A 20,080-nucleotide genomic window follows, 5' to 3' on the forward strand; every position below is an offset into this window, starting at 1 on the left:
GATGTATCTTCCTTTCTGTTTTTGTAGATTTGTAGATTTGGTTTGCGGTTATTGCCTATGAAAATATATGCGGACAAGGGGTAAATAATGCCGCCTGTTTTCGCCTTGCGCTTTCGGCGAAAATGTGGTATAATAAAAGGGCAAAATCGCACAGGGCTGATAAAACACTTTCGTTTCAGCCTTTATTTTTTACTTTATGGATACGAGGATACAAAATGGACATTAACAAAACTTTGGCGGAGGAATTCAAGCTTCGTCAGGAACAGATCGACAATACAGTCGCACTTATCGACGATGACAAGACTATCCCTTTCATCGCTCGTTACCGCAAGGAGCTTACAGGCTCTCTTGACGATCAGGTGCTGAGAGAAATTTTCGACAGGCTCACATATCTGCGAAATCTTGAAAAGCGCAAAGGGGAAATAATATCGTCTATCACCGAGCAGGAGAAAATGACCGACGAGATTATGGCGGCTATCGAAAAGGCAAAGACCCTTGTGGAGGTGGAGGATATCTACCGCCCTTACAAGCCAAAGCGCAAAACAAGGGCTTCTATCGCAAGAGAAAAGGGACTTGAGCCGCTGGCGGAATTTTTGCTTGCGCAGGATAAAAACGCCGACCCTAACGCCGAGGCTGAAAAATATATCGACGGCGAAAAGGGCGTTGACACCGCAGAAGCTGCTTTGCAGGGGGCAATGGATATCATCGCAGAGGACGTTTCAGACGACGCAGGGCTGAGAAAATATATCCGTGAGCTGTTCAATCAGATAGGCATAATTTCATCAAAGGCGGCAGACGATACCGCCGAGACTGTTTATGAGAATTATTACGACTTTGCGGAAAGCGTAAAGAAGATCGCAGGACACAGAGTTCTTGCTATCGACCGTGGCGAGAAAGAGGGCGTGCTGAAAGTTTCCGTTGATGTTGCGGAGGGGGCAGGTGAAAGAGCCTGCACAAAGCGTTATGTGAAAAACGACAGCCCTTGCGGAAAGCTTTGTGAAGCCGCTTGCGTTGACAGCTATAAGCGTCTTATCTATCCGTCTATCGAGCGAGAGATAAGGGCGGAGCTTTCTTCAAATGCGCAGGAGGGTGCGATAAAAGTGTTCTCTTCAAACCTCCGTCAGCTTCTTATGCAGCCCCCTGTTAAGGGCACGGTGACATTGGGTCTTGACCCCGGATATGCTCACGGCTGCAAGACTGCTGTTGTTGACGAGACGGGAAAAGTTCTTGACACGGCAATAATATACATCACTCCCCCAAGAAAGGACACGGAGCGTGCAAAGCGCATTATATCGGGCTTTATAAAGAAATACGGCGTTACGACTATCGCCATCGGCAACGGCACGGCTTCACGAGAGACCGAGCAGTTCACGGCAGAGCTTATAAAGGAAATTCCGCAGAAGGTTTCATATATGGTGGTATCTGAGGCTGGCGCTTCCGTTTATTCCGCTTCAAAGCTTGCGGCGGAAGAGTTTCCAGACTATGACGTTTCACTTCGTTCGGCGGTGTCTATCGCAAGGCGACTTCAAGACCCGTTGGCAGAGCTTGTAAAGATCGACCCGAAAGCTATCGGCGTTGGTCAGTATCAGCACGATATGCCCAAGGCTCGAATGGACGAAGCCCTCAAGGGCGTTGTTGAGGACTGCGTTAACTCTGTTGGCGTTGATCTTAACACGGCTTCATTCTCTCTGCTTTCATACATTTCGGGAATAAATTCCACCGTGGCGAAGAATATCGTTGCTTATCGTGAGGAAAACGGCGCATTTACCGAGAGAAAACAGCTTATGAAAGTGCCGAAGCTTGGCGCGAAGGCTTTTGAGCAATGCGCAGGATTTTTGCGTGTTCAAGGTGGCAAGAACCCTCTCGACAACACAGCCGTTCACCCCGAGTCATACAAAGCGGCCAAAGCTCTTATCGAAAAGTGCGGACTTAGTCTTGCGGATATGGGCAATGTAAAGGAGATCGCCGAAAAGGTGAAGGCGACAGGTCTGAAAAAGCTTTCCGCCGAGATAGGCGTTGGTGCGCCGACACTTTCGGATATCGTGGGCGAGCTTGAAAAGCCCGGCCGTGACCCTCGTGACGAGCTGCCTCCACCGCTTATGAGAAGCGGCGACATAATGGAGCTTAGCGACCTCAAGCCTGGTATGGAACTTATGGGAACGGTGCGCAATGTTATTGACTTTGGTGCATTCGTCGATATCGGCGTACACGAGGACGGACTTGTACACATTTCGCAGATATGCGACAGATACATCAAGCACCCGCTCGAGGCTGTTAAGGTGGGCGAGGTCGTAAAGGTTTGGGTGCTCAATGTTGACACCAAAAAGAAGCGCATTTCGCTGACTATGAAAAAGCCAAAGGGCAATTAAAGAATCAAAGACAGAAAAAGTTCCTCTGACGTAAAGGTCGGAGGAACTTTTTTTCTGCAAATTGTACAAAACGTAAAAATCTCAAAATATAGTTGACACAGGGAAACTTTTGTGGTACAATCAGTTTACTTTGATGCGTTCGGAGAATACGCATTTTATTATTTTATTCCTTTTTGTGAGGGAGTAGTTGGCGCAGGATATACTGTGGGGCAAGTCAACATACTGACCGTTTATGCGGTCTGGCTTGTCGGGGTCATAATAAGCTCTTAACAAGACTCACATACGGCTGACGGGATAGCTGTATGCTGAGAACTTTTCTAAGTCAGATACGGCTGTCAAGCTTTGTATCGGGCTTTTATTTTTTGTCCGAAAACCAAAGATCCAAACCAGAAAACCAGAAAAAACAGATCAGGAGAGAAAATCAAAATGGGATTTATTGAACTTTTGCTTATCGGAGTAGGTCTTTCAATGGACGCCTTTGCGGTATCGGTCTGCAAGGGGCTTAATATGAGGAAGATCAATTACAAGCACGCATTTATTATCGCTGCATTTTTCGGCGGTTTTCAGGCTTTGATGCCCTTCCTCGGCTGGGCGCTGGGCAGCCAGTTTGAGCAGTATATAGAGTCTGTCGATCATTGGATAGCTTTCATTTTGCTTGCATTTATCGGCGGAAAAATGGTGATGGAAGCAATCAAAGGCGGCGATGATGAAGATGATGATGAAAAAGAAGTCTGTCCCGACAAGCTGGATATCAAGGAGCTTTTTATGCTTGCCGTTGCTACCAGTATCGACGCCCTTGCCGTTGGCGTGACTTTCGCATTTTTGAATGTCAATATCGTGTTCTCTATAACAACGATTGGCATAACAACATTTGTCATTTCTATCGCAGGCGTTGTGATAGGCAACCTCTTCGGTGCGAAATATAAAAGCAAGGCTGAGATCGCAGGCGGAATCATTCTCGTGCTTATCGGTCTGAAAATTCTTCTCGAGGGCGTTGGCATACTTAAATAATCGAATTTTCACAAACATAAAGGCGGAGCAGTTCAATAATGCTCCGCCTGTTTTATTACTTTGTTGTATCGTTATATAGCGCTTCTGCGTGACGATTTGTGCTGACGTTTGTGACAATACATTTCGCCGTCCGCTGAGCTTATACATTCGTCAAGCTCTTTTAGAAGAGTCATTTTTCTTGCCGCACAACCAATGCTGACCTCAACATTATAAGGCGCTTTGCTCCTGCGGTTGTAGTCTTTTAGTATGTGAGAAAGCTTTTGCTCAAGCTCTTCCTTGCATTTGTCAACGTCATCTGTCGCCATCATCACGACAAATTCATCGCCGCCGAAACGTGAGCATATTCCACCGTCTTCGGTGAGCTTTTCAAGGGCTGACGAGAGCGCTTTGATAGCCCTGTCGCCCTCGGTGTGTCCGAAATTGTCGTTTATGCCTTTGAGATCGTCCATATCCACCGAGAACACCACCGAGAAAATGCCCTCTTTATCTGCCTTTTTCATAAGCTTCTTTGCGTGCTTGTAAAAACCACGCCTGTTGAATATCCCCGTCATAGGGTCGAGCATATGCACTCTTGCAAGCTCTTTATTTGCCTTTTCGAGCCGCTGGCGGTTCTTGAAGCTTTCCATTATCTGATTGGTGTTGTTGATAAAACGCCGTGTGTTTTGAAAAAGGAACCCTCCTGAATTGAAGGACACCGCAACATAGCCTATGACCTCATCTTGAAAGTGCAATGGAGAGAACATAATGTTGTTGTGCTCGCTGAGGACTTGGTCAAGGTCGGGCAAAAGCTCTTTTACATCATATATATCGCCGTAGGTATATTTATTATCAAAGCTCTGCATAAAAACACGCATTTGGCGAGTGAAGCTTTCGTTATAACGCTCTTTGCTCTTTTCACTTTTTAGGAAATCGGAATTTGTGCACACCCAGCAATAATAATCGCTGTAATGTGACATAACCCTTGCAATTTCCTCGACGGTGTGGCATTCCACAGTTTTGGCAAGATAGGAAAACATATGGGTCTCGTGGCCGTCGGAGTCGGTTATAAGGTGGAAAAGCTCCATTATCTTGTCTCCCACTTGACTAGGGTCAACTTTCTCGCAGCCGCAGGACTGGGATATCCGCATTTCATATGGTATCTCAACACTGTCGGGCAGCTGGCAGCCGCTTTGGATATCCTCCACCGCCGCAATTATAAGCTCGCCCATTTTGCTTATATCGACAGCCGCCGTTGTAAGCCTTGGGTTGTTATACTGCTCTATCTCAATGCCGTCAAAGCCCGTTACTATAATGTCCTCGGGCACTCTGTATCCGTGCTTTTTCAGCACGCTGCAAGTGGATATCGCCATTGAATCGTTTGCACATATGATAGCCTCGGGTAATTCAAGACCGCTCTGCAAAAAGTCCTCCACCACCTTGATAGTCGGCGTATCCCCAAAATCGCCATAGCCGAGCCTTTCCGGTTCGAAATCGATATCATTGTCACGGAGCACTTTCTTGAAAGCTTCCACACGCTCTTCTGAAAAGTCGTTGCCCTTTATGCCTGCAATGAAATTAACTCTGCGGCAGCCGTGGTGCTCGATAACGTGCCGCACGATCTGCTCAAAGGTATCCTTATAATTGAACACGATATTGCAGCAGCCATCAAGGTGTTTATCGACGCTTATAACAGGCACGCCGTTTTCCCTTGCACGCCGGACTATCATATTTGAAACGCCTTCATTTTTGATAGATTCCGCCAATATCACCAATGCGTCCAGCATTTTATAGCTTACAAGATCGTAAATGCTGGCCTCGCCTCTTGTGTATGCTGTATCGTAATAGATATCCGAAAATGCGTTGAAAAGAAGGACGTTATAGCCTTTTTCCTTTGCACGGCTGCAAATTGACATAGTGATATCTTTCACATAGTCAGACTGAACACCTGCGACGCATATGCCGATTATTTTGTGTCCCTTTTTTTCTCCGTTGAACATTTCAGCAAGCGCCCTCTAAATACAGTTTCTATTTTTGGATTCTTCGCTCCACACGCTAAATCTTAAGATCATAAAATTGCAAAATCATAAATAAAGAAAATGAAAATAATACGTTCGTTATAAATAAACACTACATCTGATTTTACCACATTCTTTCCAGTATGTCAAGAAAAATGGCAACGATTTCAGCTTGAAAATATGTTTATTATGCACAATCCTATGTTCTCTTTGCAAACAAAAAAAGCAGAGCCGCAAAAACAGCTCTGCTTATTATATTCAGGTCGCTTATATTGTGTGAATCATCGTAAAAGCTCCGCCATATCCTGCGGCAAGGGCGCTTTAACATTTATGAGCGTGCCGCTTTCTGGGCTTACAAACTTCACTTCGCCGCAATGGAGCGCTTGCCTTTTTATTGCGGTGCAGTCAGAGCCGTAAAGATCGTCGCCCACAAGGGGATAGCCAATGTGCGCCATATGCACTCTTATCTGATGTGTTCGCCCTGTTTCAAGGTAAAATTCTATGAGCGAATAGTCTGAAGTGTTCAGCTTCACAAGAAAATTCGTGGCGGAATACTGCCCGTCGGAACGCACGCAGCGCTTTATGATAGATTCCTGCTCCCTTGCGATAGGCACACAGATACGTCCGCCGCTGAGGGGAAGGAGCTTTGTTATGCCGAGATAGGTTTTTTCAAAGCTTTGCTGGAGAGCGAATGCGCTCCGCTGGCTTTTTGCCACAAGCACACAGCCGCTCGTGTTGCGGTCGAGCCTGTTGACAGGGCGGAAAGTCAGATCGGGATAAAGCCCTGCAAAGAGGTTGCCAAGCGTGTCACCTTGGTGCTTTATGGAAGGGTGACAGGGCATAAAAGGCGGTTTTGAGAACACCACACATTCCCCATCCTCGTAAAGGATATCGGCGTGAAGATCGCAGTTTGGCTCAAGGGCTTTGCCGTCTGCTTCACGGATCTCGATTTTTTCGCCTGCCGTCACGATATCAATGGTGCGAATAAGCTTTCCACTGCGTGTCATTCCGTTGTCAGTACGTTTGAGCTTTGTTATGAGCCGCTTTGAAAAGCCTCGCCCACGGAGGATATCTTCAAGGCTCCTGCCGTTTTCCGCTGTCGTTATTGTCAGTATCATACGCTGTATTTTCTCCAGCGCTTTATCATTCCCGGCATTTTGTCCTGCCAATAATCGCCGAGGATATCTTCCATAAGCACTACATAGCACATTTTGTAAAATGGATAAATGCCGAAAACAGGGTAGATAAACAGCATCGCAGGGATAAATTTTGCAAAGGACAGCATAAAGTAAATGTATCGTCCGTGCTGGCCGTCCATAAGTCTGACGGAAAGGTCGCAGGCGTCAAAAACGTTCGTCCTTGGGTTCAGGGTCATTATATACGGTGCAAGGGCAAGTGATATCCAGTAATGCACAGTCAGCCCCAGCATAACAAGGGAAAGCCCCAGCGAGAACATAAAGCACAGCAGACCCATAGAGGTCAGCTCGCTGAGTTTGCACATATAGCCCCAGTAATAAACGCCGTGGATACATATTATCAGCGGCACGGCTGAGAAAAATTTCAGCGAATTTATGATAAGAGAAGCGAAAATAGTCTTGCGGTAATAGGTGAATGAATGTGCGTTTATGTACTGCCTTGTGGCGACGTAATTCTCGTTTCGTGAGATATCGACGAACAGTCTGCGGACTGTCCACATCTCAAAGGCCGCAAAGGGCAAAACGAGCATTGCGTTTATTATCCAGAATATTTTCACGCTTGCGTATTTTTTCAGTCCTGCAAATGTGAAAACATATCCCCAGCCAAGCTGTTTGAAAATAAGCCAAAGGGTCAGCTCGCACAGCCCCAGAAATACAAAGACCGCAAACATAAACGCCGTCAGCGATATGCAGTTTCCGCTGTTTTTTGCGATACGCTGCGCCGCAGCCTGTCTTATCTCCTTGTTGTTCAAAGCTTTCCCCTCTTTCTAAAAATTGATTTTTTGTTTATTTGTTCTCGCCCTGTTCGTAATCTTCGATAGTGTAATCGGGCATTTCCTCGTATCTCGGCGGATAAGTTCCGATGACCTCGAAAGCGTTTGAACGTTGCCACATTGAAGCCGTCACGAGTACTTCAAAGCCCTCGCCGAAATCGCAGGCATAGTCCATTGGCTTTCTCTTTGGCACGCCGAAACCTGCCAGCATATTCATAATAAGTCCACCGTGGGTGCATACCGCAACATTGGTGAGGCCCTCATACATCATATCGGAAATGATGATGTTCAGCGCTTCATAGCAGCGGTTTACAACGTCCCTTGTGGACTCTCCCTCCGGAGGAGGATTGTCAAGGCCGCCCTTTATGAACTGCTCGTAATCGGGGTCGTTCATAAGCTCCTCGGCGGTCTTGTTCTCGAACTTGCCGAAGTCCATTTCACGAAGCTCGGGCATTTCAGCCACAAGTCTGTTTGGCTGGAGAATGGAAACGGTCTGCTTGCACCTTTTCAGCGGCGAAGTATAGACCTTTTGAACTGAGGGATAATCGAACTTTTCGAGCTTTTCATATAAAGCGTCTGCGCCCTCACGGCAAAGGGGCAGATCAGTTGTGCCGATATATCTGCCGTCCAAATTTGCCTGAGTCATTCCGTGACGTATAAAAACTATTCTGTAACCTTTCATATGCTTTCCGGACAAGTTCCCCTGCCCGATGAAGTCACCTGCTTTCTGTAAGTGTATTTGTACTCATATATTATAATGGTATATCTTCTTTGCTTGTTAGCTAATGCAAACTTGTACAAATTAATTTAATACTGTTTGAAAATTCTATTTACAAACTAAATGAAATATAGTATAATAAAATAATCAAAGACGAAAAACGGAGAAACATAATGCAAGTAATGCAAACAATGCAAAATATGCAAAACAACAATAAAACCGAATTTGTCTGTGCTGTGGGTGAAAAGCTTCTTGCTGCGAGACGGAAAAAGGGCCTCACCCAGCGTGAAGCGGCGAAAGCCGTCGGCACGAGCCAGTCCTGCATATCCGCCATAGAACACGGAAGAAAGCAGGGCTCTCTTAATATTGTCGTGGAACTTATAAAGCTTTACGGCGTGAGCTATGAAGCCGTTCTCGGCGCAAGCGAAAATGCAGAGCCTTTGTCCGACAAGGCCGATATCCGTATAAACGACGGCGGCGGACTTAGCCTTATAAATGCTCTGACGGAGAAAAGCGCCTTGAAAGGCCTTGACAAGCAGCTTTCAGATGAGATGAAAGTCTTTGAGTATCTGCTTTTCCGTGAGGTATACGAACAAAATCCGCACAATTCCGACAAGCTTTTCAAGCTGAGCAGTGATGAAGCGAAAGCGCTTTTTGAGCGTTTCTTTCCGCAGCAAGCCAAAAAGCTTTCGCAGGCTTATCGTGTGAAGCCCTCTGCGGCGGTAAAGCTTGAACTTCCTGTGGAGCGCAACGCAGAACTTAGAGCCTTTATAAAGGAATGCGAAGCTCTGCTCAATGCTTGCAAAAACTGAGTTTCATTATACTCACAACATTATAGCATATATTTTTACTTTTTTCAAGTGCGCAAAAAGCTTGAAAAATAAAGTGCGCAAAGTTGTCGAAAATACGGCAACTGACAATAAGGCGGGCGCCCAAAGGTCGCCCCTACACGAATACGAAAATAATTCATTATTAAGACTGGGGGATAAAAAATCTATGAAGCTGAACAGTATTTTCCTTTCTCATAAAAAGGGAACAGAAAACAGCGAAACGATCAAAATTCCGCTGCCTTCAAAGGTAAGGATATCAGTGGCTCAGCATATGGGCGCACCCTGTGAGCCGATCGTCAAAAAGGGCGATACCGTTGCGGTTGGGCAGAAGATCGGCGAAAGCAGCGCTTTTATGTCCTGCCCTGTGCATTCTTCTGTGTCGGGCACGGTGTCGGCGATAGTTGAGATACTCAACGCCAACGGCAAGACCTGCAAGGCGGTGGAGATCGAGACTGACGGCTTGCAGACCGTTTCTGACGAAGTGAAGCCGCCTGTTATCACCGATAAGGCGAGCCTTTGCGAAGCGGTGAGAGAATCGGGCTGCTGTGGAATGGGCGGCGCAGGCTTCCCGACACACATCAAGCTGAATTTTGACGAAAGCAAATACAAGGTGGATACCCTTGTTATAAACGCCGCCGAGTGCGAGCCGTACATAACAAGCGACTATCGTGAAATGCTTGAGGACACGGAGGACGTTCTCACGGGAATAAAGCTTGTGAAGAATATGCTGGGGCTGAAAAAAGCCGTTATCGGCATTGAGGACAACAAGCCCAAGGCCATAAAGCTTATGAAAGAAAAGACCGCTTACGACAGCGATATCGAGGTTATGACCTTGCGTTCCTGCTATCCGCAGGGCGCTGAAAAGGTGATAATATTTAACACCACGGGACGTATCGTTGGCGAGGGGCAGCTTCCGTCAGATCAGGGCGTTATCGTGATGAACGTCACCACAGCAGGCTTTATCGGAAACTATTCAAAGACAGGTATGCCGCTTATCTCAAAGCGTATCACAGTTGACGGCGATATCGTGGCAACGCCTTGCAATGTAAAAGCGCCTATCGGCACGTCGGCGGAGGATATATTGAAGTTTGCGGACTGCAATGTGCAGGCGGTGAGAAAGGCGCTTTTCGGCGGCCCTATGATGGGAATGTGCCTTTATGACCTTGAAACGCCTATAACAAAGACCTGCAACGCTATCCTTGCTTTCAAGGAAAAAAGCGATGATAAAGGCAACAGTAAGGGCAAGATAGAGGACAAGTGCGCACAGACCAATTGCATAAAGTGCGGAAGATGTATCTCAGCCTGTCCGCTTAACCTTATGCCGACGGAGCTTGAAAAAGCTTATGACCGCCGTGACAAGGAAGCCCTTGAAAAGCTAAAGGTAGGGCTTTGTATGAACTGCGGCTCTTGCTCGTATGTTTGTCCTGCAAAGCGTGACCTTGCAGAGAAAAATCAACTTGCAAAAGCTTTTGTAAGAAGCTAATATAGGAGGTTTGAGGATAACAATGGAAAAATTGCTTGTAAGTCCCTCACCGCAGATAAGGGACAATATTTCGACCTCTAAGGTTATGACCAACGTGCTCATCGCACTATGTCCAGCCCTTGTGATGTCGGCATATGTTTTCGGCGGAAGGGCGCTGATGCTCACGGGATTTTGTATGATAACGGCTTTCATATGGGAAAAGCTTTGCAATATCGTGATGAAAAGGCCCGACACCACAAGGGATATCTCCGCCCTTGTAACAGGAATGCTGCTGGCGTTCAATCTTCCTGTCACAATGCCTTATTGGCAGGCTGCTATCGGCACATTTGTGGCAATAGTTATAGTAAAACAGCTTTTCGGCGGATTGGGACAGAATTTTGCTAACCCTGCCATTGTGGGACGTATCGTTCTTATGCTTGCTTTCACAGGCAATATGACCCATTGGGTCGAGCCGATGACAAACACAGTTGACGCCGTAACGTCGGCAACGCCACTTGTGAACAAAAGCGAAAGCTATCTTGATATGTTCATCGGAAGGACGGGCGGCTGTCTCGGCGAAGTTTCTGCGGCGGCGCTCATTCTCGGCGGACTTTATCTTATCGTTAGAAAAATTATCGCCGTACATACTCCACTTGCTTTCATCGGCACAGTATTTGTTTTCTCCTATCTTTGCGGAGAGGACGGCGTTTATCAGATACTCGCAGGCGGCGTAATGCTTGGCGCATTCTTTATGGCGACAGACTACGTCACAACACCTGTTACAAAGCCGGGCAAAGTTATATTCGGCATTGGCTGCGGTATTATCACCTGCGTGATACGTTTCTGGGGCTCTTATCCGGAGGGCGTTTCATTCTCGATACTGCTTATGAATATCCTTACGCCGTATATTGATATGATAACAAGAACAAAGCCTCTCGGGGCTATCAAAGCGATAAAAAATAAGGAGGCGAGCGGCAAATGAAAGAAAAAATAATGCCTCCATTGGTGCTTACTATAATATGTATAGTGGTCAGCGGACTGCTCGTTATGGCTTATAACGCAACCTATGTTGACAACACGGGCGTGCTGACGGACGATATGAAAGCAGGCTGCGAGGCCATTTTCGGCGACGGCGATTATGAGATAATGCTCGATGAGAACGCTTCTGAAAAGACGCCTGTTACATTCGATACTGAGGGCGTGAACTCTATCATCACCGACAAAGAGAACGACCGTTGCGTGATCGAGATAACAGAGGACGGCTATTCAAAGGGCGGACTTCATCTTTTGATCGGCATAAACAGCGAGGGCTCTATCGAGGGCATAAAGTTTCTGTCTATCGGCGAGACACCAGGTCTTGGCACAAAGGTGCAGGACGACAGCTTCCTCAGCCAGTTCAAGGGCTATAACTCCGACACAGATGAAAATACTGTCGACAACGTCACAGCCGCAACATTCTCATCAAAGGGAATGAAATCGGCCTGCAAAAAGGCAGTAAAGCTTTTTGACGAGCATAAGGAGGAGATATTAAATGGCTGAGAAAAATTCCAATCTTTATGAATTTACCAAAGGCATTATAAAGCAGAATCCGACCCTTGTGACCCTGCTTGGAATGTGCCCAACTCTTGCCGTCACAACAATGGCTAAAAACGGCATTGGTATGGGTCTTGCCACCACATTCGTGCTGGTGTGCTCAAACTTTGTTATATCCCTGCTGAAAAACGTTATCCCCAAAGCAGTTCGTCTGCCTTGCTTCATCGTTATAATCGCAGGCTTCGTTACACTTATCGAATTTCTTATGAAAGGCTATATCCCTGAGCTTTACAGCGCTCTCGGCGTGTTCCTTTCTCTTATCACAGTAAACTGTATAATTCTCGGCAGAGCGGAAGCTTTTGCAAGCAAGAACAAGCTTCTACCCTCTGTTCTTGACGGCCTTGGAATGGGTCTTGGCTTTACGCTTTCACTCTTCACAATGGGCTCGATCAGAGAGATACTTGGCACAGGCTCTTGGTTCGGTTTCAAGATACCATTCATCTGCGATAATCCTATGACCGTGTTCATTATGCCAGCAGGCGGATTTTTCGTGCTGGGCTGTCTTATCGCAATCGTAAACAAGATTGCAAACAAGAAACCGCCGCAGGAGATATCCTGCTCGGGCTGCCCGAATGCAGCGCTTTGTAAGGGTCAATGCAAAGTTGAGATCGAAGCAGAAAAGGAGGCTGAATAATGAGCTATATCCTTATACTTATCGGCTGCGTGTTCGTTAATAACGTTGTGCTTTCGCAGTTTATGGGCATATGCCCTTTCCTTGGCGTTTCAAAGCAGATGAAATCATCTGTCGGAATGGGCGCAGCGGTAATATTCGTTATGATATGCGCAACCGCTATCACATACCCCGTTTACAGACTGCTGGAGCATTTCGGCATTGAGTACCTCAAAACCGTGGCGTTCATTCTCGTTATCGCAATGTTCGTTCAGCTTGTTGAGATCGTGATGAAAAAGATGATGCCGCCGCTTTACAAGGCTCTCGGCGTTTATCTGCCCCTTATCACAACGAACTGCGCCGTGCTTGGCGTAACGATCGGAAATATCGACAACGGCTATAACTTCCTTCAGTCACTCACAAACGCACTTGGAACAGGTCTTGCCTTTACATTGGCGCTTCTCCTTTTCAGCGGCGTGAGAGCAAGGATAGAGAATTGCGATTTCCCAGAAACTTTCAAGGGTGTTCCTGCGACCCTTATCGCCGCTTCAATAGTATCCCTTAGCTTTATGGGCTTCTCTGGAATAATCTGATAATCTGATAATTTGATATGAAACACACAAGGGCTGAATTTACAAAGGCGATGAAAAAGACCCACACTATATTGATACCCTCGATGTTGGATTTTCACTTTCCGCTGCTGAAATACGCATTTTTGAGCGGCGGATATAAGTGCGATGTTATCGGGGTGAATGAATACAGTCGGGCGGAAATGATAAGCGCAGGCTGGGAATATTCAAATAACGACGTTTGCTTTCCCTGCAATCTCATAATAGGGCAGTTTATATGTGCATTAAAAAGCGGCAAATATGACACTGCAAAAACAGCCCTGCTCCTGCCGCAAACAGGTGGAGGGTGCAGAGCGTGCAATTACATTATGCTGCTGAGGAAAGCCCTTTTGAAGGCCGGCCTGCAAAATGTTCCTGTGGTGTCGCTGAATGTCAGCGGCGTTGAAAAGCACAGCGGATTTTCCATAACGCCGAAAATGGTGCTGACGGCTTGTGCGGCCATATATTACAGCGATCTGCTTTTGTATCTTTACAACGAGATTTCGCCTTATGAGCTGAAAAAAGGCGAAGCCCTCGGCATTGTCCGACGTTGGAACAGCAGGCTTTCGAAGCTTTTTGAGCAAGGCAAAGCCGCCGACCCGATCGCAATGCCCGTGATATTCCGCAAGATATGCGAAAGCTTTGCAGAGATAAAATGCAATAAAAGCAGACAGGTCAAGAAGATCGCCATAACGGGGGAGCTTTACATAAAGTTCTGCGCTCTCGGCAACGGCGAAACGGAGAAATACCTCCGTGACCTCGGCTGTCAGATATATATGAGTGGCTTTGTGCCATATATAATGTACCTCGCCGATTCCTGCACAAATGACGATAACATTTACGGCAGAAAAACTTTGGCTGGCGTGGGGGCAAAAGCTCTCATCGGCTATATGAAAATGCTTTGGCGCAAGATGAATTTGGCGCTCGTGCAAAGCGGCTTTGAGCCTATGGAGGAATATGGGGCATTAAAAAGCTACGGCGAAAGCTTTGGCTGCCTTGGCGAAACAATGGGCGACGGCTGGCTTATCGGAGCGGAAATGTGCTCAGCGCTGAAAAACGGCTGCAAAGGCGTTGTGATACTGTTGCCATTCGGCTGTCTTGTTAGCCACACCTGCGCAAGGGGCATAATAAAGCGCATAAAAAAGATTTATCCCGAAAGCATTATCACCGCCGTTGATTACGATTCTGGCACGGCGGACGTGAATATCAAAAACCGCATTAAGATGACCCTTGATTTTATGGATAATATAACAAGACCAAACTAAATAAATTTGAAAATTGAAATTTTGAAAGAGGAGAATGATATGGAATATTTGATCCCTTTGGCTATATTTGCCGCCTTGGGCATATTGGCAGGCGTTCTGCTGACGGTGGCTTCAAAGGTTTTCGCCGTTGAGACCGACGAAAGAGCTGACGCTATCGCAGAAGCCCTTCCGCAGGCAAACTGCGGCGCTTGCGGCTTTTCGGGCTGCGCAGACTATGCAGATGCTATCGTCCACAAGGGCGCAGAGTGCAACCTTTGCCGTCCGGGTGGCGAAGCTGCCGCAAAGAAGATCGCCGAGATTATGGGCGTTGAAGTGTCCGCCGCAGAGCCGCAGGTGGCATTCGTCCGCTGTTCGGGAGACTGTTCTCACACGCCCCATAAATACGACTTTGACGGCATTCAAAGCTGCGCCGCCTGCAACAGATTTTACAACGGCAGCAAGCTTTGCACAAGCGGCTGTCTCGGCTACGGCGACTGCATAGCAGTATGTTCGCAGGGTGCGATCTCTATCGTAGACGGTATCGCCGTTATCGACAAGGCAAAGTGTATGGGCTGCGGACTTTGCGCAAAGGCTTGCCCAAACGGACTTATCGCCGTGAGAAAAATTTCGCAAAGCGTTGATATCTGCTGCTCGTCAAAGGACGTGGGCAGAGTGACACGCTCCGTTTGTCCAAACGGCTGCATAGGCTGCAAGCTCTGCGAAAAGAATTGCCCGTCTGGCGCAATAACAGTTCAGAACAACCACGCTGTTATAGATTACGACAAGTGCACAAACTGCGGCAAATGCACAGAGGTCTGCCGTGTACACGCTGTTAGAAATATTTTGCAATGATAGAATGTGCGAAGTAATGTAAACACCAAGGGGAAGAAACCGACGGGACGTCGAGGACGCCGTTCCCTACAATAAAAATGCTCTCCTATTTTGTTAGGAGAGCATTTTTGTTATGTAGGGGCGACCTGTGGTCGCCCGCTTGATCTACGTTTTATTTAATCAGCGTTAATTTAGTCTTTACGCCTTAGAAGCATTCTTGAAAGATATCTTTCTGTATGCGTCAAAGCTCATATACTGGTTGAGCAGCTTGTTTCTTGACTCTTCCTCAGAACCAAGGTATTCCTCAAGGAACTTTGCAGCCTCTTCCTCAGATGATACAAGCACCTTGAAGCCACGGCCGTTTATAACAGGCACGCCGCTGTACTTGTATTCGCTGATAGGCTGGATAGCTGTGATCTTCTTGCCCCTTACTGTAACGGCGATAGAATCTCTCAGCACGAGAATGTCGAAATCGTCAGGATAATCATAGCTTTCGCCCTTTGTCGGTATCTCGTCGCCGACTGTGTATGTCTTGCTTACTGTGTTGTATTTGAGCACCGCAAGGCTTTCTGCGTCATAGTAGAATTCCTCGAAAATGTCGCCTCTTGCCTCAAGATCGCCCTGCTTGAATGAAGCCTTGCCCGAGAACTCGCCGCTCTTCTGATCGAGGGCTTCAACAACGCCGCAGGCTGATGTCATATTTGATACTCTGTCGATAAGGATAAGCTCGCCCAAAGTTTTGTGATATTCAAACTGATCTGCAACGATAGCTTCTGAAAGCACGATCTCGCAAAGTGCGATACCGTTCTTTGAAAGGCTCTCCGCAGGCTTGTGCTCGCCTGTGTTAACGTCAACAGCGTAATTGATCTTTGTGAGGATACCTGTGATAGTCTTTGTGCCAAGCTTTACAAGATAGTCCTTGCCGGCTGTAAGCGGAGCGTCGTCCATCCAAAGAAGCATTACAGTCAGCTTCTTGTATGCCGCAAGGTCTGTGTCCTTTACCAGCACGCAGCCTCTTGATACGTCAACTTCTTTGTCGAGGGTGATAGTAACAGGCTGACCCTTGTAAGCTGTCTGAACGTCCTTTGCCGCTGCAAGGATCTGCTTGACGTGTATCTTCTCGTTGCTTGGCAGAGCGATGATCTCATCGCCGACATTCACGCTGCCTGATTCGATCTGACCCTGAAAACCACGGAAATCGCTGTTCGGACGGCATACTCTCTGTACAGGCATATAAAAGCCCTGCTCTGTATCAAGGTCGATATCAACGTTCTCGAGATATTCAAGAAGCGGCTCGCCCTTATACCAGCCGATCTTGTCGGACTTTACTGTAACATTGTCGCCCTCTGTTGCAGAAAGGGGAATGATCTTTACGTTCTCAAGCTTGAGCTCCTTTGAAAGCTCAGCAATCTGCTGCTCGATAGCCTTGAACCTTGCCTCGTCATAGTCGATAAGATCCATCTTGTTTACTGCGAAAACAAAGTATCTTATACCCATAAGGCGGCAGATACGAGCGTGACGGCGTGTCTGAACAAGCACGCCCTGTGAAGCGTCCACAAGGATAACGGCAAGGTCAGCGAATGAAGCGCCAACAGCCATATTTCTTGTGTATTCTTCGTGACCCGGAGTGTCCGCAACGATGAAGCTTCGGTTGTCTGTGGTGAAATATCTGTATGCAACGTCGATAGTGATGCCCTGCTCACGTTCTGCCATAAGTCCGTCAAGCAGCAGTGAATAGTCTATCTTTCCCCCTCTGCTTCCCACTTTGGAATCAAGCTCAAGCGCTTTTTCCTGATCGGCGTAAAGAAGCTTTGCGTCGTAAAGGATATGACCGATAAGCGTTGACTTTCCGTCGTCCACGCTTCCGCAAGTAATAAATTTCAATAAGCCTTTCATTAGAAATAGCCCTCCCTTTTTCTTCTTTCCATAGAGCCTGCCGCCTCGTTGTCGATAACTCTCGATGTTCTCTCAGATGAAACAGAGCTGAGGGTCTCGTCGATGATCTCGTCAAGAGTGTGTGCTGTCGATTCGATACCGCCTGTCAGAGGATAGCAGCCAAGCGTTCTGAAACGAACTGACTTCATCTCAGGCACTTCGCCTTCCTTCAGCGGGAATCTGTCGTCGTCAACCATTATGATGTTGCCGTCACGGTAAACGACAGGTCTTTCTGCGGCGAAATAAAGCGGCACGATGTCGATGTTCTCACGCTTTATGTACTGCCAGATGTCTTTCTCTGTCCAGTTTGAGATAGGAAAAACTCTTATGCTCTCGCCCTTGTTGATCTTTGTGTTGTAAAGCTTCCACATTTCAGGACGCTGATTTTTCGGATCCCACGCCTGCGCTGCGTTTCTGAATGAGAAAATTCTCTCTTTTGCTCTTGATTTTTCCTCGTCACGTCTGCCGCCGCCGAAAGCCGCTGTGAAGCCGTACTTTGTAAGCGCCTGCTTGAGCGCCTGCGTTTTCATAATGTCTGTGTAAGCTGCGCCGTGATCGAATGGATTGATACCGTTCTTTACGCCTTCTTCATTTGTGTAGACCAGCATTTCGATACCAAGCTTCTTTGCCTGGTCGTCACGGAACTTTATCATATCCTTGAATTTCCAGGTGGTGTCGATGTGCATAAATGGGAAAGGTGGCTTTTCGGGATAAAATGCCTTCATTGCAAGATGAAGCATTACAGAGCTGTCCTTGCCTATGGAATAAAGCATAACAGGCTTTTCACATTCCGCAGCAACCTCTCTTATGATGTATATTGCCTCAGCTTCAAGCTCGTCGAGGTGTGAAAATTCGCTCATAGTCTGTCCTCCTAATAATTTATATTTAAACATTTTAGTATTTGTTTGACTGCTTTGTATCGACGTCGATCTCAGAGGTCTCGCCGTCGGGGTGATTTATTATCCAGCGGAGAATGTCTCCGTCCTTTTCGGTGTGAACAAGGCTTCCCATTCCGCCGATATCAGCGCCGAGATAGAAATTAACGGCGTGAACAGGGCATTCTTTTATACAAGATGTGCAGCCCCAGCAGTTTTTCGGATATTTGATGTAAGCCTTGCCGTTCTCGTCCTGCTTTATAAGCGTTCCGGGGCAGACGCCACGGCATCTTCCGCAGCCGATACATTTTGACTTATCTATCGCTATGCTCATAATGCTCCCCCTCCCCGATAAGGTCTCTGAATATTATCCTGATCTCGCCGTTTTCAAGCTTTGAGTTGACGTATTTGTGCCAGTTCTGATCGTCCTTTTCAGGATAATCGAGATTTTCCGCAAAGCTGTGCCAGCGTGTTTCTTTTCTTGCTTTAAGATGAGCGATAACGCTGCGGCAAACCGTCAGCCTCTCTCTCAGCTCGTAAATATACATAAGCTCTTGGAAGTCCTCTGCGCCAAGACTGTCGGAAAGGGTCTGGAGCTGTCTGATCTTGTAATCTGCAATATCGAGCTGCTTCTCGTTGAAGCGGTAATTTGTCTTTATGCCCCCTGCGTATGAATCCATAACGGTCTGCATTGCCTCTTCAAGCTGCTCAGCAGAGAACTGTCTTTCGCCCTTTTTGAGGAAGCCTTCAACCTCTGCGATGTGGGCATTTTCGGAAGCTTCTGATATCTCGCCGCAGCTTTCGTTCTCAATGAACTTTGCCGCCGCAAGTGCTGCGATCTCGCCCTCGGCAAGTGCGCCTGTAACATATTTCTGCGGACAGCCGCCTGCAACGTCGCCAGCAGCGTAAAGTCCCTTGACTGTGGTGGCTCTGTTATCGTCCACCCAGTAACCGCTTGCGGTGTGACCGCCAACGATGTAAGGCTCTGTTCCCTCGATCTCAACATTCTGCTGAGAAGGCTTTTTGCCGCTCTCTATCCATTTGAGTGTCTGAGAAGGCGCCATATTGAGATAAGCTTTCAAAAGCGATTCGTCCTGCTCATCGGAAATGCCCTCAGTCCTCAGATAACAAGGGCCTCTGCCCTCGATATTTTCCATAACAGTTCCGTAAACACGTTCGGAAGTTGTTATGCCGTATTTTGTCTCGTAAACTTCACCCAGCGAGTTGACCTGCTTTGCGCCAACGCCCTGCGCAAGAGTTCCTGTCGGAGCGATAGTGTCCTTGCAGCGGAGTGCGATGAAGCGCATTTCAAATGTGGTCATCTCAGCGCCGGCCTTAATGCCCATTGCGTATCCTGCGCCCGTGTTGAATGGGGGATACCACATTTTGTGACGTGAGAAACCAGGGTTGTTTGGCTTGTAAAGTCCAGCCGCACCGCCTGTGGCAACGATAACAGCCTTTGCTTCGATAGTATAGAAAGTGTCGTTTTCAATGCCGAAGCCGAATGCGCCGTTTATGCGGTTGTCCTTGACGTCAAAATCCGTGATGTTCACATTGTTGAGCACCGTCACGTTTTCAAGCGCCGAAACAGCGTCCGCAAGTATCGGCTTGATGTTCTCGCCGTTTATTTTAAGGTTGCGGTTGCCTCGTGTGACGTATTTGCCGTTTTCGTCTTTAAGTATCACAAGACCCAGCTTTTCGAGCCTTTCGGTCACGCTGTTGAGCCTTTCAGACATTGAAAGCAGCAGATCGCCTCTTACGATATCCGCAGCGTCCTTTCTTGCATAATCAACATAATCCTGCGGCTTTCTGCCCTCGGTTATGTAAGCGTTAAGAGCGTTTACGCCTGCCGCCAAACAGCCCGAACGCTTGATGTTAGCCTTTTCGCAGATAAGAACCTTGGCGTTTGAATGTTCCGAAATGGCCAGCGCCGCATAACAGCCGGCCGTTCCACCGCCAATGATAAGTATATCCGTTTGAAGCTTTTCCTTTTTCATTTCTTCAACCCCTTTTAGAAATTGGTTTTCTATA

The 20,080-nt window shown here is 47.2% G+C and carries 18 protein-coding genes; 10 read left to right on the forward strand and 8 right to left on the reverse strand.

The window, feature by feature from the left end; all coding sequences use genetic code 11:
* The first annotated feature begins 215 nt into the window (after positions 1–215).
* Both QZ371_RS04355 and QZ371_RS04360 read left to right on the forward strand, forming a co-directional pair.
* Positions 216–2,369 (forward strand): Tex family protein, encoded by a 2,154-nt coding sequence (locus QZ371_RS04355; RefSeq protein WP_295209947.1) that lies wholly within the window; start codon positions 216–218, stop codon positions 2,367–2,369.
* A gap of 426 nt (positions 2,370–2,795) precedes the next feature.
* The gene (locus QZ371_RS04360; RefSeq protein WP_295209949.1) at positions 2,796–3,380 is read left to right on the forward strand and encodes a manganese efflux pump MntP family protein; all 585 of its coding nucleotides are present in this window, start codon (positions 2,796–2,798) and stop codon (positions 3,378–3,380) included.
* Positions 3,381–3,451: 71 nt separating this feature from the next.
* On the opposite strand, the gene QZ371_RS04365 is transcribed toward QZ371_RS04360, so the two are convergent.
* The 4 genes from QZ371_RS04365 to QZ371_RS04380 form a co-directional block, all read right to left on the reverse strand.
* Complete coding sequence (locus tag QZ371_RS04365; RefSeq protein ID WP_295209951.1) at positions 3,452–5,356, reverse strand: GGDEF domain-containing protein; 1,905 nt, start codon at positions 5,354–5,356, stop codon at positions 3,452–3,454.
* A 299-nt stretch (positions 5,357–5,655) separates the two neighbouring features.
* Positions 5,656–6,492, reverse strand: coding sequence for an RluA family pseudouridine synthase (locus QZ371_RS04370; protein WP_295209953.1), 837 nt, complete (start codon positions 6,490–6,492; stop codon positions 5,656–5,658).
* Positions 6,489–7,322, reverse strand: a complete 834-nt coding sequence (locus QZ371_RS04375) for a hypothetical protein (RefSeq protein ID WP_295209956.1) — start codon at positions 7,320–7,322, stop codon at positions 6,489–6,491. The genes QZ371_RS04370 and QZ371_RS04375 overlap by 4 nt, the downstream gene beginning before the upstream one ends.
* Positions 7,323–7,356: 34 nt before the next feature.
* Complete coding sequence (locus QZ371_RS04380) at positions 7,357–8,025, reverse strand: histidine phosphatase family protein (protein WP_295209959.1); 669 nt, start codon at positions 8,023–8,025, stop codon at positions 7,357–7,359.
* 209 nt (positions 8,026–8,234) lie between these two features.
* Here QZ371_RS04380 and QZ371_RS04385 point away from each other — a divergent pair, with 209 nt between their 5' ends.
* The 8 genes from QZ371_RS04385 to QZ371_RS04420 all read left to right on the forward strand — a co-directional run bounded on the left by QZ371_RS04385 (position 8,235) and on the right by QZ371_RS04420 (position 15,260).
* The gene (locus tag QZ371_RS04385) at positions 8,235–8,873 is read left to right on the forward strand and encodes a helix-turn-helix transcriptional regulator (RefSeq protein ID WP_295209962.1); all 639 of its coding nucleotides are present in this window, start codon (positions 8,235–8,237) and stop codon (positions 8,871–8,873) included.
* Between the two features lie 184 nt (positions 8,874–9,057).
* Positions 9,058–10,374: an electron transport complex subunit RsxC gene (rsxC, locus tag QZ371_RS04390; protein WP_295209964.1), complete on the forward strand. Its 1,317-nt coding sequence runs from the start codon at positions 9,058–9,060 to the stop codon at positions 10,372–10,374.
* A 22-nt stretch (positions 10,375–10,396) separates the two neighbouring features.
* Positions 10,397–11,335, forward strand: a complete 939-nt coding sequence (locus tag QZ371_RS04395) for an RnfABCDGE type electron transport complex subunit D (RefSeq protein WP_295209965.1) — start codon at positions 10,397–10,399, stop codon at positions 11,333–11,335.
* Entirely contained in the window at positions 11,332–11,892 is a 561-nt protein-coding gene (locus QZ371_RS04400; protein WP_295209968.1) for an FMN-binding protein, read from the forward strand. The genes QZ371_RS04395 and QZ371_RS04400 overlap by 4 nt, the downstream gene beginning before the upstream one ends.
* Positions 11,885–12,580, forward strand: coding sequence for an electron transport complex subunit E (locus QZ371_RS04405; protein WP_295209971.1), 696 nt, complete (start codon positions 11,885–11,887; stop codon positions 12,578–12,580). The genes QZ371_RS04400 and QZ371_RS04405 overlap by 8 nt, the downstream gene beginning before the upstream one ends.
* Entirely contained in the window at positions 12,580–13,149 is a 570-nt protein-coding gene (locus tag QZ371_RS04410) for an RnfABCDGE type electron transport complex subunit A (RefSeq protein ID WP_022288499.1), read from the forward strand. Before QZ371_RS04405 ends, QZ371_RS04410 begins: the two co-directional genes overlap by 1 nt.
* 17 nt (positions 13,150–13,166) lie before the next feature.
* Positions 13,167–14,429 (forward strand): 2-hydroxyacyl-CoA dehydratase, encoded by a 1,263-nt coding sequence (locus QZ371_RS04415; protein WP_295209976.1) that lies wholly within the window; start codon positions 13,167–13,169, stop codon positions 14,427–14,429.
* 39 nt (positions 14,430–14,468) lie between these two features.
* Complete coding sequence (locus QZ371_RS04420; RefSeq protein WP_295209979.1) at positions 14,469–15,260, forward strand: RnfABCDGE type electron transport complex subunit B; 792 nt, start codon at positions 14,469–14,471, stop codon at positions 15,258–15,260.
* A gap of 177 nt (positions 15,261–15,437) precedes the next feature.
* Here the strand turns inward: QZ371_RS04420 and QZ371_RS04425 are convergent, their stop codons facing one another.
* From QZ371_RS04425 to QZ371_RS04440, 4 genes are read right to left on the reverse strand one after another with little or no spacing between them, the layout of a single operon-like run.
* A complete protein-coding gene (locus QZ371_RS04425; RefSeq protein WP_295209982.1) occupies positions 15,438–17,135 on the reverse strand; it encodes a GTP-binding protein in 1,698 nt (565 codons plus the stop codon).
* The gene (gene cysD / locus QZ371_RS04430; RefSeq protein WP_295209985.1) at positions 17,135–18,034 is read right to left on the reverse strand and encodes a sulfate adenylyltransferase subunit CysD; all 900 of its coding nucleotides are present in this window, start codon (positions 18,032–18,034) and stop codon (positions 17,135–17,137) included. Before cysD ends, QZ371_RS04425 begins: the two co-directional genes overlap by 1 nt.
* 34 nt (positions 18,035–18,068) lie before the next feature.
* The gene (locus QZ371_RS04435; RefSeq protein WP_295209988.1) at positions 18,069–18,383 is read right to left on the reverse strand and encodes a ferredoxin family protein; all 315 of its coding nucleotides are present in this window, start codon (positions 18,381–18,383) and stop codon (positions 18,069–18,071) included.
* Complete coding sequence (locus QZ371_RS04440) at positions 18,364–20,046, reverse strand: adenylyl-sulfate reductase subunit alpha (RefSeq protein ID WP_295209992.1); 1,683 nt, start codon at positions 20,044–20,046, stop codon at positions 18,364–18,366. Before QZ371_RS04440 ends, QZ371_RS04435 begins: the two co-directional genes overlap by 20 nt.
* Positions 20,047–20,080: the final 34 nt, after the last annotated feature.

The organism is Ruminococcus sp., from assembly GCF_019423705.1.
GTDB lineage: Bacteria > Bacillota > Clostridia > Oscillospirales > Ruminococcaceae > Hominimerdicola.

Excerpts from the sequence above, each read along its gene's own strand:
- cysD (WP_295209985.1), bottom strand. The coding sequence starts at position 18,034 with ATGAGCGAATTTTCACACCTCGACGAGCTTGAAGCTGAGGCAATATAC.
- QZ371_RS04380 (WP_295209959.1), bottom strand. The coding sequence starts at position 8,025 with ATGAAAGGTTACAGAATAGTTTTTATACGTCACGGAATGACTCAGGCA.
- rsxC (WP_295209964.1), top strand. The coding sequence starts at position 9,058 with ATGAAGCTGAACAGTATTTTCCTTTCTCATAAAAAGGGAACAGAAAAC.
- QZ371_RS04360 (WP_295209949.1), top strand. The coding sequence starts at position 2,796 with ATGGGATTTATTGAACTTTTGCTTATCGGAGTAGGTCTTTCAATGGAC.
- QZ371_RS04425 (WP_295209982.1), bottom strand. The coding sequence starts at position 17,135 with ATGAAAGGCTTATTGAAATTTATTACTTGCGGAAGCGTGGACGACGGA.
- QZ371_RS04440 (WP_295209992.1), bottom strand. The coding sequence starts at position 20,046 with ATGAAAAAGGAAAAGCTTCAAACGGATATACTTATCATTGGCGGTGGA.
- QZ371_RS04400 (WP_295209968.1), top strand. The coding sequence starts at position 11,332 with ATGAAAGAAAAAATAATGCCTCCATTGGTGCTTACTATAATATGTATA.
- QZ371_RS04435 (WP_295209988.1), bottom strand. The coding sequence starts at position 18,383 with ATGAGCATAGCGATAGATAAGTCAAAATGTATCGGCTGCGGAAGATGC.
- QZ371_RS04395 (WP_295209965.1), top strand. The coding sequence starts at position 10,397 with ATGGAAAAATTGCTTGTAAGTCCCTCACCGCAGATAAGGGACAATATT.
- QZ371_RS04370 (WP_295209953.1), bottom strand. The coding sequence starts at position 6,492 with ATGATACTGACAATAACGACAGCGGAAAACGGCAGGAGCCTTGAAGAT.
- QZ371_RS04365 (WP_295209951.1), bottom strand. The coding sequence starts at position 5,356 with ATGTTCAACGGAGAAAAAAAGGGACACAAAATAATCGGCATATGCGTC.
- QZ371_RS04420 (WP_295209979.1), top strand. The coding sequence starts at position 14,469 with ATGGAATATTTGATCCCTTTGGCTATATTTGCCGCCTTGGGCATATTG.
- QZ371_RS04385 (WP_295209962.1), top strand. The coding sequence starts at position 8,235 with ATGCAAGTAATGCAAACAATGCAAAATATGCAAAACAACAATAAAACC.
- QZ371_RS04355 (WP_295209947.1), top strand. The coding sequence starts at position 216 with ATGGACATTAACAAAACTTTGGCGGAGGAATTCAAGCTTCGTCAGGAA.
- QZ371_RS04405 (WP_295209971.1), top strand. The coding sequence starts at position 11,885 with ATGGCTGAGAAAAATTCCAATCTTTATGAATTTACCAAAGGCATTATA.
- QZ371_RS04415 (WP_295209976.1), top strand. The coding sequence starts at position 13,167 with ATGAAACACACAAGGGCTGAATTTACAAAGGCGATGAAAAAGACCCAC.
- QZ371_RS04410 (WP_022288499.1), top strand. The coding sequence starts at position 12,580 with ATGAGCTATATCCTTATACTTATCGGCTGCGTGTTCGTTAATAACGTT.